Here is a 13253-nt window from a genome sequence, read left to right as displayed (position 1 = left end):
ATGAGCTTGCAACCAGGGCTGAAAGGTGAGGCGAGCACGACGGTTGTTCATGAGAACACGGCTGCCGCTGTTGGGGCAGGAGGTGTTGAGGTCTTTGGGACTCCAATGATGATCGCCTTGATGGAGAATGCAGCCTGGCGGGCGGTAGCTGATTTTCTCGAGGAGGGGTATGTTTCGGTGGGGACGCGCGTCGATGTGCGGCATTTGGCGGCGACGCCGATCGGCCAGCGGGTGCGTGCTACTGCCGAGCTGGTCGAGGTGGATGGTCGGCGTCTGGTGTTTAGGGTCGAGGCTTATGATGAGGAGAAGAAAATCGGGGAAGGCATCCACGAGCGTTTCATTGTCCATCTCCAACGTTTTTTGGAGCGCCTGAAATAATTCTCCCCTTGCCGGACGTTATATGGTGTGGTAAGATAAGAAGGCCACAAGAGCGGGGCAGTTTATCTGATCCTGCCTTTGATTGCCTTGGACTGGCTGGACCTGTCTGGTGATGGCGATCGGGGTTAGTTGATCCTATCCTGCCCGATCGATCGTATTATGGGGATGACGGGTTTCGACAGACAAGCTGTTGAAAGGATTGCAGGTCGAGGTGCCGGTGTGCTCTCTCGTTAAACAACCGGCGAAAAAAATAACTGCCAACAAGGCAAATTACTCCTACGCTCTCGCCGCTTAATTAGGCGAGCGTCGTCCCTCTGACTTTGGCCTGTGGGGTCAGATGTGGGCGCCGACGACACGGGCTGCGGTGCCGGTGATCGCCCTCTAATCGGCATCTAAGACCAGAGGGCCAGCGCTGAGGAATCCTGTCGGTGGGAGTCCTCCGCGCATAGCAATACACCGACTAAGCCTGTAGGATATCCTTTAACAGGGTTGCCTGGACGGGGAGTTCAACTCTCCCCCATCTCCACCACTTCGAGGCCGCTTCTTGAGCGGCCTCATTCTTTCTCCTCCCCTAGTCGACAGTTCTCTCCTCTTCTAGCACGCTCCACCGTCTCATCGCCTCTCTCAGGGTTTCCAACCCACATCGGGCTTCCGCTGCCTTCCGACCAATCATGATGGGGACGGCAAACTCCATGTCTTCTCGTTTCAATCCCACATCGGGCTTCCGCTGCCTTCCGACTCTGTGCTTATGCCCTCTGTGAGGCCCATACCTATATGGTTTCAATCCCACATCGGGCTTCCGCTGCCTTCCGACTGAGTGGGGGCTGAGGGAGGTTGTCAAGAGTCTCAAAGGTTTCAATCCCACATCGGGCTTCCGCTGCCTTCCGACAAAATCAGTGCTCATAGCACCGTTTGAAAACATAGTTTCAATCCCACATCGGGCTTCCGCTGCCTTCCGACGCAGGTCAGGATATCTCACGCTATGTGTCTCTGGAGTTTCAATCCCACATCGGGCTTCCGCTGCCTTCCGACGGCGACAGGGGCCATTGAGATGCCTCTGTCGATCTGCGTTTCAATCCCACATCGGGCTTCCGCTGCCTTCCGACTCCCCTGGCGACATCGGGACAATTCCCAGGTGGTCAAGGTTTCAATCCCACATCGGGCTTCCGCTGCCTTCCGACAGCCCCCTCTCTAGGCTAGCATCTGGAGCGGCCTCCGTCAAGCGGTTTCGAGCATCCCAAAAAAGCGGTCAGTAGTGACCGCTTTTTTGCGGCTATGATGCCAGCCACTATAGCCTTCCAGCGGCCTGGAAAGCCCTTCGAGCATCGCTACGTGGAAGGCCGGGTGCCGAGATGCTCGAAGCGAACGGCATGAGCAACAACAGCGGCATATTTTCCCCAACAGCAGAGGAGGCCTGACCTTGACAGCGGGCGCCCAAGACTCTATGGTAAAAGGCATCTCTCTTGCATTGGTGGAGGGAAAGCAGTGCATGGCTGGTTTCCAACGCGCTGAACCTTTTTCCTCAGAGGAAAGGCTTGCCGCCCTCCGGATCGAGCGACTTCTGCGCTTGCTGGCACTGCTGCGACAAGGACCTTGCACACGCGCGCAGATTTTTGCCAGCCTGGGGCTGCACTACGGCATCGATCGGGAGGAGGCCACCGATGATGCGCGACTCCGCAAGGCGCATCGCGCGCTCGAGCGAGATCTGGCGATCCTGGAAGCAATTGGCGTGGTGCTGGTTCGGGAGCGACGGGGAAGGCACCCGGCGCGCTATGTCCTCGAGGATGATCAGGGCCTGGCTCCCTTCTGGTCTCTGTCGGATAGAGAGGTAGAATGTCTGGCCTTTCTGGCCTCGATGTTCACGGCCCCCTATCGGCTGGCCCCTCCCGACCCGACGCAAGCGCTGCCACAGCCACAGCCGCGCCATCCGTTTGCAGATGAGGTGCAGGCACTCATCGAGCGGCTGGCCCGGCAACTGCCACCGCCGCAGCAGCAGCGCTTTGAACGGTGGGCCCACACTCCCTACGTCTACTTTAATCTGGCACCTGTGATGGACTATCTGCCCTACCGAGAGCTGATCAGGAAGATTGCGCGAGCGATACAGCAGCGCCAGCACATCCGCTTTCGCTATCGGCCTCTTTCGGGGAAAGAGGTCACCCATCAGCATCTCGATCCCGCCCATGTGATCCAGATGGAGGGCCATTTTTACCTGGTGGCCTATCATTCCGAGCGCGGGCAATTTCTGGAGTTCCGCATCGACCGCATTCAGGAAGAGTCGCTGCAGATTGAGCCGCAGCTCACTGGGGGGACACGGCGCCGCCAGGTGCTGACCTTTCGCTTCTGGCTAGACGCGAGGATCGCTGAGCCTGGCCTCAGTCAGCGCTGGTTGTCACAAGTGGTTGAGCGAGAGGAGGTGCGCATGAACGAGCGAGGGCAAGAGGAACGCTGGATACTGATCCGGGCCACTGCGTACAACGGGTGGCGGGTGATTCAGCAGCTGCTACGCTACGGGGAGAGGGCCGAGCTGGTTGAGCCAGCCTCGTTGCGAGAGGAGATGCGCAGGGTCGTCGGCAAGATGGGACGACTCTATGGCCTTCCCTGGCAGGCGCCGGAGGAGGAGCAGTGACCTGCCGTGGCTGCTAGGAGAAGCCTTCTGCGGAACCAAGCTTTGCTGTCGGCACGGGGTGATGAGGAGGGTATCCTTGTCTTGCCATGACCAAGCCCGTTGGGGCATGAGAATGAAGCTCCTCTCCCCCACTCTTCTGCGCGATGATGGCGGTTCTTGCCCTTCCTGGGCCGCTCGCTGCAAGCATGGCTCCAGCAACATCTATGGCCCTAGTACTTACTTTTCCTCGGGCCGGCTGATTGATACGACAAAATTTGTCGTATCAATCAGCCATAATATCACCTGTCACGCTCTTCTCTGAGAGAGAAGGGGAGCGGTCGCCATCCTGGCGAGCGAAGGCGCACCTCCTTGATAGGGATCTCTCTGCACGGCGGCCCGGCCAGAAGCCAGCAGAAGCCCGCTCAGGGATTGGAAGAACGAAAGGAGATGATTTTGCATGGCTCCGGCCTCTGAGGAATCCTCGCGCTGGTTTGCCCTGGGGCTGACCTACCGGAGCGATGACCCAGAGCAGGTCTTTCAGCAGTATCTGCAACGCATTGTCGACGAAGGGCTGCGGCGCTACCAGGAGATCATTCAGACAGGTAGCAAGCAAGGGGAAAGCCTCTGGCAGCACATGCTCAATGGCGCGGCGATCATCGAGCGGCTTCGGCCCGTCCTTCAACTGAAGGCCACCGAGCTGCGCTGTCTGCTCCTGGCCATCACCGTCCATGACATTAACAAGCTACCTGCCTATGGTCAGGATAGCAGCGGCAAGCCTGTCCGCTATGCCAACGCGGCCACTCTGGAGCATCTGGCCAGCGAGCTAGAAGCCCTCCAGGCAGACCACTTCTTTCCCGAGTGGCGGGAGTACCTGCGCGACATCAAATTTCTGGTCGATAGCCAGCAGGATCAAGCAATCCAGATCTCTCAGTTTTCCCTCTCTTTTTTGCAGCAGTGCCGTCTTCCTCGAACGCGCCTCGAAGGGCCGCTCAGAGCGCTGCTGCGCACCGCGGACGTGTTGGACCTGTCTCGCAGCTCGGACCAGGCCAGCCGTCATGAACGCCATATTCACCAGAAGGCGCTTGAGCGCCTGAATGAGGGACTCCATCTCAGCGGGGCTCGGCAGCGGTACCGTTTCATCGGCCACCGCCTGGCCGAACTGCGCGGCCTGTTCTCGAACACGATCCATAATCAGGTCGCCGAGTTGCTGAAGGAACACTACGGGGAACAACACTGCATTCCCTTGCTCTTCCATGCCGAAGGCATCGACTATCTGCTCGACCGGGCCATTCCTTTTGAATGGACACGCGAGCGGCAGCGCGAGCTGGCCCGGCGGGTGGTCCGCAAGCTGGCAGAGATGCAGCAGCAAGGGCTGACGGAGTTCATCAAGGCACGGCCCTCCGGGATCAGCGTCGACGAGGCGGCCCTCCAGAGCGGCGCCCCCATCGAGCAGATCTTTGGCAGCATCACCAACGTGGTCAGGCGCAAGCAGTACCGCGATGAGTGGCGCCAGGAGCGAGAGGCAGCGGCGCGCCAGGACCTGGAGACCTTCCTCAACTCGCCGCAAGCGGCGGCTGATCCAGCCCTGCGGGCCCAGTGTCAGGCGCTGCTGGCGGAGCAGCAGCTGCTGCCCACTGATCCCGAGGCACTTAAGCGGGGCGAGTTTCTCATGGCCTACCGGAACTTCCTCGACGCCCACCGGGGTGAGGAACTGAAACGCCTGCACGAGGACGCCTGGCAGCGAGTGGCGCGTCTCTTTGGGGTGCCCGAGGAGCGACAGCCGCTTTACGCCCTGATCAACTCCTATCGGCGTGGCTACGCTATGGCCCGTGACCTGCCCGCGACCCCGCTTCTCGAGATGGAAGCCGCCGCCCTGGCCGATCTTGCCCGCCTGGAAGAGCAGGCACAGCGAGCCGCTCCCCAACGCGCTGGCCGTGGCGGCAAACGGGGGAACAGAGCTCCTACCTCACTCCAGTCCGCCAACAGCGACAACCCGCAGGGTTCAGCAGCGGGCCACAGCGCAGCTTCGGCTGCAGCTACTAGCCTGTCACCGCTGACAGCTGCAGGAGACGACACGCCGGCGCTCTCAGCGAGTAGCCCCCAAGAGGAGGCAATCCTTGACTATCTGGATCGCCATCTCAGCTTCTGGGATCTGAGCAGCGGAGAGCTGCAGCAGCCGGTCGACTTTCGGGCCAACCTGCGTCACTATGCAGATCCGCGCTATACAGATCGGCAGTGCAGCTACTGTAGCAGCCCCTTGCCTGCCGAGGAGTGGATGGCGCTGCAGGTGCCGCCGAGCATTGGTGTGCAGCAATTCTCGAACCGGCTGGAGGGCGGCAGTCCACGAGAGCCGAAGCGCAACATCTGTCCCATCTGCCGCGCGCAGTTCCTGCTAGAAAAGCTGGCCTGGCCCTCACATCGTGACAAGCAGGGCAGCGAGCTGCAAACCTTCTATCTCCACCTGTTCCCATACAGCTTCTTTCCCGAGCCGCTGCTGCGCGCCTGGTGGCAGACAGTCGAGAGCCTCATCGGGGAGGACACGGTAGCGATCGACCCGGAGACGCGCGACGAGGAGCAGTGGCAACGGCTGGCTGCTGGCCAGGTCCTCCAAAAGTTGCGCTGTCGGAAAGAGCTGCACCAGGGACTGATCCTTCCGCGCTATGCGGAGGCGCTCGGCCCTACGCCTGTCCTGCCGTTGACCATCAACCAGCAGGGCTACGGTCGCCAATACCTGGTCGCGCTGGAGAAAGCCCTCGTGCTGGCGGCCTGGTTTGACTGCCGCGTCCTGCTCTCGCGCCTGCCAACGCCACTGCTCAATTTGGAGCAGGAAATGATCGGGTCCGAGCCGGTGGCCTTCATGGCGGAAGGGATACCCCAGGCGCTTGCCTGGTTATTGCCAGAGCAGGTACTGACCCGTTCCCAGGTGCGGGCCCTCTGCCGGCGCCTGGCTCTCCTGCATCAGCTGGCCCATAAGCTGCAACCGGACGCCCTGTCGACCGTGAAAGTCCTCTACGACCTGGTCACCGCAGCAGCCCAGGACCCACTGGCGCTTTACCATGAGGTGGATCGCCTGATCGAGGAGAAAGCCGGCAAGCAGCAGCAGAATCCTTTAACGCTCAGTTACCAGGTCGCCCCGCTGCTGGAGCAGCTGCTCGGGGCAGCGGAGGCGCTCGGCTAGCGCCCCCGCCTGTCTGTCCGTCACCTGTTCGCCGCAGCTCAGATTAGAAGAGGAGGTTCATTGTGACATCCACACCTTCCCAGGCAAGCCCTCACCAGGCCAGAGGGGATCTGCTGGCCCAGGCGCTGAAAGAAGTGGCCGTCTACGCGGCCAGGAAGGCCATTCGTGGCCGCTCATTTAAGCGCAATTCCCTACTGAAGCCCCTAGACATCATTCTGGCCGAGCTGGGACGCTATCCGAAGGAGCTGGAGTTTGCCCGAGATAGCAGCAAGGGCCTGATCTTCGACCACCTCCAGCGCATTCGCAGCCGGGTCCAAGAGGCTGCGATTTATGAGTACGTCGACCTGTTTTTTGAGAAAGTGCTCAAGCAGGCCCTTGACGACCATGTAGGGAAACTGCTCCAGCGTGAGCGCTCGCTGCGCAGCGCCTACCTGGTCTATGTGCGCCAGGAGCTGGCCCGCGTCTTGCTGGAGAAAAAGCAGGCTGCATCACCGGAGGAGGCACTTCAGCAGCTTGAGACAGAGGAAGCAGCGGAGACAGAGGAGCCAGCGGAGGCCGGTCCAGCCTTGGATTAGCCCAGGTTGCACTGCGTGAGCAAGACCACCCCGCATCGAGGTCGCACCTTGCTCAGAAGAAGAAAGTGCAAGAGAAGCAAAATGCCCAGATTATCCACCACCGAAGAAAGGATGGTATTAGTCCATGAGCGTCACCTCAACATTCACCGTGCTCAATCACTATCGCGAGTATCTGCTGGAGCGCTATGATAACTTTCCGCATGGCCGCTACGTCAGCGTCATCCTGATCCGCAAAACCGAGTCAGAGACAATCTTCCGTACGGAAGGCAGTGGCGAGGGCCTCGTCAAAGAGCTGGTGACCGCCGGTCGCCGGGAGACCACGCGCGAACCGATCCAGCGCGTGGTCATCAGCAAGCGGAAACAGAGCGCTGTCGAGCGCCGCGTCGGGCGCGAGCTGCTGCGCGAGCATGGTCTGCTAGGAACGGTGACGGTTGGTCGCGAGCAGCGCCCCTGCGCGCTCAACACCAATGCCCCCTGTGGCAAGTGCATTGACTGTATGGTCTATGGCTACGCCGCCGGAGGCGGTGGCGCGCAGAAGAGCCGCGTCATGACCGATGATGCCTACTCGCTGGCTCCAGCCAGCCTGGTGACCGGCACACGGACCTTCAACGCCACCTTCGATAACGGGACGATGCGCAATCCTTTCGACGGCAAGCCTTCAACCTCTATCAACGAAGACGAGTATGTCTTGCCCGAGGTCCATTTTCTCGATATCGAGACGCTCAAGGATGTCACGCCGGGGGAGTTCCAATATGTGCTAGGCAATATCCTGCGCAGCACGCGCTACGGCGCCATCAGCAGCCGTCAGGGACGTGTACGCAATATGATTACGGCAGTGATATTCAGCGATACTGAGATCTTTTCCAATCTCGAACTGACCCAGGAGGTCTATGATCTGCTGTTGGAGGAGCAGGGGAGGAATGAATTGGATGTCCCTCTCAACGATGCCCTGGTTGAACGCTGCGTCCAGCAGGCGACCGATACGCTCTTGCGCGACCTGGTTGGGCGCCCACCGTTGGTCGTGCGCGGTGAAGCCCTGGGCCGCCTGCTGGAAGAGACCCTGATGCTCTATCGCGAGCCGGAGCGCTTGAAGGCCCTGCTCGAGGAGGTCACGGCGAGCTACAAGGATCTCCCGTAAAGTGCGTGGGCGAAGAGGGGCAGAGGGGGCTGCCAGCGGTCCAGCCAGAGAGGCGCAGGCCGTGGATCAGGGTGGTCATATCGCTGCTCCCTCTTCCTGCCAGGAGGATTGCTATGACGCTTGCTATCTATCAGGTTGACCTGACTCTGCTGGAGCATACCTTTTTTGCCAGCCGCGAGGTGGGCCTGCTCTACGAGACCGAACCGGTGATCGGCAACTATGCCCTGACCTATGCCCTGGGCTGGTGTGTGTCTCCCTACAACTGGGACGGCCCACCACGCTATAAGCAGGATCTGCTGCCGCTGAATCGTCAGGGCCGCTATGTGACGCCGGCGACCTTTCTGCCCGGTCGTCTGCGCTTCGCCTTTAGTCAGTTCAACGCCCAGTCGGATAGCTACTACTTCCGTTTTGATCAGAATGCCATTGCCCTGGAGCGATCCCGCAAAGCGCGGGCCATGAACTTTCCCCAGGCCGGCAAGATCCGTCTGCTGGCCGCCGAGAGCCGGGCACGCTTCTACGTGCTCCTGCCCGGGGAGGCCGCACCCGCTCTGCCACGCTATATCCGCCTGGGCAAGTTTAACAGCAAGGCCCGCCTTGACTGGCAGCCACTGCACCTGCTCACATCGGAGCCGCAGGAGCAAGAGCAGGTCGTCGACTTCTTTTTGAACGCCGCCGATTTGCCGGACGTCATGCTCTCTACGCTCCGCAGCTTCACCCTCTACAATATTCCGCCGGCGCCCCTGGTGCGTCAGGCCCGCCTGCGGGGACTCTTCTGGACTGGGCGGTTGCCTGGCGGTGCAGTGGTCCACTTGCCCGCCGGGATGCGCTACGGCGTCGAAACCCTGCCCTGAATACGGGCGAAGCAACCAAGCAAATAAGAAGGAGGCCAGACCCCATGCTGACTGTCACCGTGCAGCCGTACGAAGAGCGTCTCTGGTTGGGCGAGCACCCGCTCGCCCTCACCGGCTCCGTCCCCCCCTCCAGGCCAGAACAGGAAGCGGGCCAGACCGGTGACTCCCCACCAGAGGAGGAGAGTCGGCTCCTCTACCATCAGTGGCGCATGTACCAGGCTAGCGCGCCGCTGGTGATCAATACCCATGCCACTGGCACAGGCAAAACCCTGGGGGCTTTGCTGCGCTTACTGGGGCGTGTGCGCCAGATCGGCCTGGATCAGCTGACGCCGCGCCTGGGGGACACCTTATTCATTGCCCCCACCAACGAACTGATCGACCAACACGTGCGCAGCGCCAGCGAGTTCTGTCGGCGTTATGGACTGCCCTACCAGGTGATCCCCGTGACGCGCGACCATCTGCAGAAGAGCTGGCAGAAGCTGCCTGCCGAAGAGCGGTCTCGGCGTGGCTGGCACCTGCGTCAGCTGCTCAGCGATCCGGTCACGGCCCAGCAGGAAGATGTCTCGACGACGCAGGCCACCATCTTTGTGACCAACCCCGACATTTTCTACTACATCCTGACCGCCTCCTACAATCGCTTTGACCGCGGGGAGCTGCTGACCGACCTGCTGCGGAACTTTGGTCTGGTGATCATCGACGAGGTCCACTACTACAGTCCCCGGCAGTTCGCCGCCTTCCTCTTCTTTTTGAAGCTGTCTGCCTTCTGCGGCTACTTCAGCAACTCCGATGCCCTCGACAGCCCTCGCCAGATCTGCCTGTTGACGGCCACCCCCTCGCCAGCGATGCGCCGCTTTCTGGAGCAGCTCGAGATCAAGACCGAGTGGATTGAGCCACAGGACCCCGTCCCCGAGGCGTGGGCGGACAAAGTGCGACCGGTGCGAGCATTGACTGCCGTTGAGCTGGAGATCTACAGTGCTGACGAGCTGGGCGGAGGCCAGGGCAGCCAGCGTCAGACCAGGGATGCCCTGCTGAGTCTGGTTCAGCAACTGTGGCCGAGGTTGCGCCCGCTCCTGGAGGCCCAGCCTGCCGATGGCTTCCCCATCGAAGGGGCCATTCTCTCGAACTCGCTGCGCACCATCAATCTGATCTATCGCGAGCTACGTGCGCGCTGGCCAGCCGCCGGCGAGCGTATTGGCCGCATTACTGGTCCCCAGGGTACTCAGGCACGTGAGGAGGCCCGCGAGCGCCAATTGATTCTGGCCACGCCCACGGTAGATATTGGCTACAACTTTGAGCGCACGCGAGCAGGGCAGGGCATCGCTCCCACTGCTACCCGCAAGCCACGGCCTTCGCTCGACTTCCTGCTGTTCGACGCCTGGTCAGGCGATGAACTGCTCCAGCGCCTGGGTCGCGTTGGAAGGGTCCTGGCCTTGCCTGCAGGAGAGCACTGTGGCCCCTGCCGTGCCTGGGTTGTTGTGGACCAGGAGACCTATCGGCTCTTCGAGAGCCACCTGGGAGGAGGGAATGCTGCGTCAGAAAGCCGCGCTGACCCGCCCAGAGATGGGAAGACAATCGACCGGGCAACGCTGGCGAAGCTGGCAGCTCAGATGCCGGCGCGACAGGATCTGATAGCCTATGTGCGCAGCGGCGTGATCGCGGAATTCTTCCGCACACTCGGGCTGCTTGGCCAGGGGACGGCAGATGAGGATTTGCCCCTGCTCGACAGCTTTTTGAAGGACCTGCAGCAGTTGTTTGCTGGAAAAGATGGACAGCGCCAGCGCCCGCTGACCTATGGTCAGTTGCGTGCCCAGCTGGGGGAGTATGAAGAACGGGCCAAGGTCTATGGAGGTTTCAGCCATATTCCCACTGCAGCCTTTGAGCGGTTCGCCGTTCTACTCGATGGACAGGAACCGAAACAGGATGATCCACTGATCCCCTATCTGAGGGCCTTCGACAATCGCCTCCCGGCTATACTCCAGAAGCGTCAAGAGCGGCCTCGGAGCAGTCAGGAGGCGATTCTTTGGCTCCAGCAAGACCTGAGCCAGTACTATACCGAGCACGCTCGCTGGACCTTTCGCGAGGGCTTCGAGACGCCCCAGGTGCTGGTCTTCGATCCCCAGCACTGGCTGTCAGACGAGGACGTGACCTCCTATGATCTCTTCCACATTCTGCGCTCCTATGATGCGATCTTCTATCCCACGGCGCAGGACTGGCAGCGGGCCTGCTTCCCCAAGGAGCAGCAGCGGCAGGTCAGCATCCCAGAGGAGGTGGTCCTTTTCTGCCGCCTGCAGACCTTACGCGAGAAACCGCGACAGGTGGGGTTGCGTCTGGAGGTACCGGAGCACTCACAAGCAGAGTGGGAAGCAGCGTGGGCCTACCGGCCTGCTGCCCTCTGGGGCCTGCGACCGCAGTTCATCAATGATGATACCGGTCTCCCTGCCTGCGTGCGTAGCTGTTTCCAGGAGCGCTTCATTCCTGCCTTCGTGGCCGCAGAGAAGAGCAGTACTGTCGCCTGGCTCATATCGCTGCGCCAGAAAGCGCGCTTCTTCCCTGTGGTACTAGAAATCTCCTTCGCTGATCGGACGGCGCGTTACCAGGCTGTGCTGGGTCCACTCGCCTTGCAGCTTGCGGCGGAGATCCCTCGCAGGGTTCTGGAGCGTGATCAACGGCGAGGACAGCAGGGCGAGAGCGATCCGCTCTTCTTCTAAGGGGCAAGCGCGAGGCAGCTCAAGGAAGCAGAGTACAGAGACAGAGCGGCACGGCCTCGCGCCGCCAGCCGTCGTCAGCGAGAAAAGCAGGGAGCAGCGTGCTGAGCAATGAGCAAGAGAGAGGAGGAGAACTGTGTCTTCAGCATCTATCGGCGATGAACATGGCCCATTGGTTTCGATGTTGCTGCGGCTAGAGCCAGCAGAGCCAGGCTGGCTGACACCCAGTTGTGGCCCGCAGCTCCAGGCGGCTTTTTTGCAGTTGGTACGCCAGGTTGACCCTGAACTGTCGGCCTGGCTGCACCAGCCTAACCAGCGTCGCCCCTATACCCTTAGTCTGCTCTGGGGTTTCCGCCAGCTCAGTGTGAAGGAGCTACAGATTGCCACCAGTCACCTGCAACCAGTGCCTGTGCGACCAGGGGAACGCTACTGGCTGCGTCTGACCCTCTTAGATGAGCGGCTGGTCCAGGCTATTCTCCGGGCCTGTCTTCAACAGGCCCGGCAGCTCTCTCTGACCGTTGAGCAGACACCTCTGCTCGTGACACGTATGCTGGCTGCCCCTGATCCGACACATGAGGGGCCATCATGGGTAGCCGTCACTTCCTTCGAGGAGCTGGCCCGCGAGCAGGAGGCTCAGGAGCACTATGCTTTTGAATTCGCCAGTCCTACCGCCTTCAGCAGAGGACAGCGCTCCTGGGGGAAGCTGCTGACGCTCTTTCCTGAGCCGGCTGCTGTCTTCGAAAGTCTGGCACGCTCCTGGGATCTCTTCACTCCAGCGCGCCTGCGTCTGGTTGCTGCTGGTCTGACTCCTCAAGAGATCGCTGACTGGTGCGCAGACCACCTGATTGTGTCTCAGTACGAGCTTCGCACCCAGTACTTGCCTTCCAGTCGCTTTGGACAGACCGGCTTTTTGGGACGCATCACATATGAAGTGAAAGGGCCGAGGGGCGCAGCACAAGCGCGCTGGCTGACTTCTCTGGCTCGTCTGGCCCTCTTCAGTGGAGTGGGCTACAAAACGGCAATGGGTATGGGGCAGGCCCGCTGTCTGAACGGTTTTTCGTCGGCAGAGCTACCGCCAGCTAGCGATAGCGCGGCCAGTGCGACGCTGGTCGCCCATGAACAAGCGGAGGAGAAAGATGCAGTCGCCTACCATCCCGACCTCCCCTGAGCCGCTAGAGCAGATGCTCATTCCCTTTTCTGCGCTGAATGCCTTGGAGTATTGTCCAAGACGCTTCTACTACGAGTATGTTCAGGCAGAAATGCTGGTGAATGCTTCGGTGCTAGAGGGTCAACTCCTGCACCAACGGGTAGATCAGCCTGCAGCATTTGCTGAGAAAGGTGTGGAGCGCATCCATCGCCTCTACCTCGCTAGCGAGCGCCTGCACATAGCTGGCTACCTTGACGCGCTTGAAGAGGAGGCGGGCACGCTGGTGCCTGTCGAATACAAGCGTGGGCGAGAGGGACGCTGGCTCAACGATCATATCCAGCTCTGCGCTCAGGCCCTCTGTCTAGAGGAATATCTCCCGCACCTGGCACCGCTCTCGCACGGCTACCTTTTTTACTTTGGTTCACGACGGCGTGAGCAGGTTCTGTTTCTTCCCGAGCTCCGTCAGAAAACCCTGGAAAGTATTCAGCTTGCTCTGGCGCTGGCCAGAGAGCCGCGCCCTCCGGCTCCGCTTCAGGGGAAAACTACAAGGCGTTGCCGCGACTGCAGCCTGTTACCGCTCTGCTTACCTGAGGAGGTCCGCGCTCTCCAGGAACAACAAGAGCGGGGAGACGCAACGAAATCTCTGCTTGAAATCTTCTGAAAAGCCACTACTGAT

At 60.7% G+C, this 13253-nt stretch carries 9 protein-coding genes, 1 other RNA gene and 1 CRISPR repeat array; all 10 genes read left to right on the top strand.

What is annotated here, in order from left to right:
* Entirely contained in the window at nt 1-378 is a 378-nt protein-coding gene (locus tag N688_RS04970) for a thioesterase family protein (protein WP_052888246.1), read from the top strand.
* A 161-nt stretch (nt 379-539) separates the two neighbouring features.
* Nucleotides 540-907: a transfer-messenger RNA gene (ssrA, locus tag N688_RS22215) on the top strand.
* A 100-nt stretch (nt 908-1007) separates the two neighbouring features.
* Nucleotides 1008-1559: a CRISPR direct-repeat array (repeat unit 37 nt; unit sequence GTTTCAATCCCACATCGGGCTTCCGCTGCCTTCCGAC).
* A 308-nt stretch (nt 1560-1867) separates the two neighbouring features.
* The gene (locus N688_RS04965) at nt 1868-3004 is read left to right on the top strand and encodes a helix-turn-helix transcriptional regulator (protein ID WP_052888245.1); all 1137 of its coding nucleotides are present in this window, start codon (nt 1868-1870) and stop codon (nt 3002-3004) included.
* 436 nt (nt 3005-3440) lie between these two features.
* Complete coding sequence (cas10d, locus tag N688_RS04960) at nt 3441-6161, top strand: type I-D CRISPR-associated protein Cas10d/Csc3 (RefSeq protein ID WP_052888244.1); 2721 nt, start codon at nt 3441-3443, stop codon at nt 6159-6161.
* A gap of 62 nt (nt 6162-6223) precedes the next feature.
* Entirely contained in the window at nt 6224-6736 is a 513-nt protein-coding gene (locus N688_RS04955) for a hypothetical protein (RefSeq protein WP_052888243.1), read from the top strand.
* A 124-nt stretch (nt 6737-6860) separates the two neighbouring features.
* Nucleotides 6861-7874 (top strand): type I-D CRISPR-associated protein Cas7/Csc2, encoded by a 1014-nt coding sequence (gene cas7d / locus N688_RS04950; protein WP_052888242.1) that lies wholly within the window; start codon nt 6861-6863, stop codon nt 7872-7874.
* A gap of 113 nt (nt 7875-7987) precedes the next feature.
* Entirely contained in the window at nt 7988-8725 is a 738-nt protein-coding gene (gene cas5d / locus N688_RS04945; RefSeq protein ID WP_052888241.1) for a type I-D CRISPR-associated protein Cas5/Csc1, read from the top strand.
* Nucleotides 8726-8769: 44 nt separating this feature from the next.
* Nucleotides 8770-11433 (top strand): type I-D CRISPR-associated helicase Cas3', encoded by a 2664-nt coding sequence (gene cas3 / locus N688_RS04940; protein ID WP_052888240.1) that lies wholly within the window; start codon nt 8770-8772, stop codon nt 11431-11433.
* A gap of 133 nt (nt 11434-11566) precedes the next feature.
* Nucleotides 11567-12598, top strand: coding sequence for a CRISPR-associated endoribonuclease Cas6 (gene cas6, locus N688_RS04935; RefSeq protein ID WP_156025298.1), 1032 nt, complete (start codon nt 11567-11569; stop codon nt 12596-12598).
* Nucleotides 12567-13238 carry a CRISPR-associated protein Cas4 gene (gene cas4 / locus N688_RS04930; protein WP_202901838.1) on the top strand — a complete coding sequence of 224 codons (672 nt, stop codon included), beginning with the start codon at nt 12567-12569 and terminating at the stop codon, nt 13236-13238. The genes cas6 and cas4 overlap by 32 nt, the downstream gene beginning before the upstream one ends.
* The last annotated feature ends 15 nt before the right edge of the window (nt 13239-13253 follow it).

Source organism: Thermogemmatispora carboxidivorans (assembly GCF_000702505.1).
Lineage (GTDB): Bacteria > Chloroflexota > Ktedonobacteria > Ktedonobacterales > Ktedonobacteraceae > Thermogemmatispora > Thermogemmatispora carboxidivorans.
The sequence above is the reverse complement of the archived record's forward strand: the minus strand, read 5'-3'. Positions and strand labels throughout refer to the sequence as shown.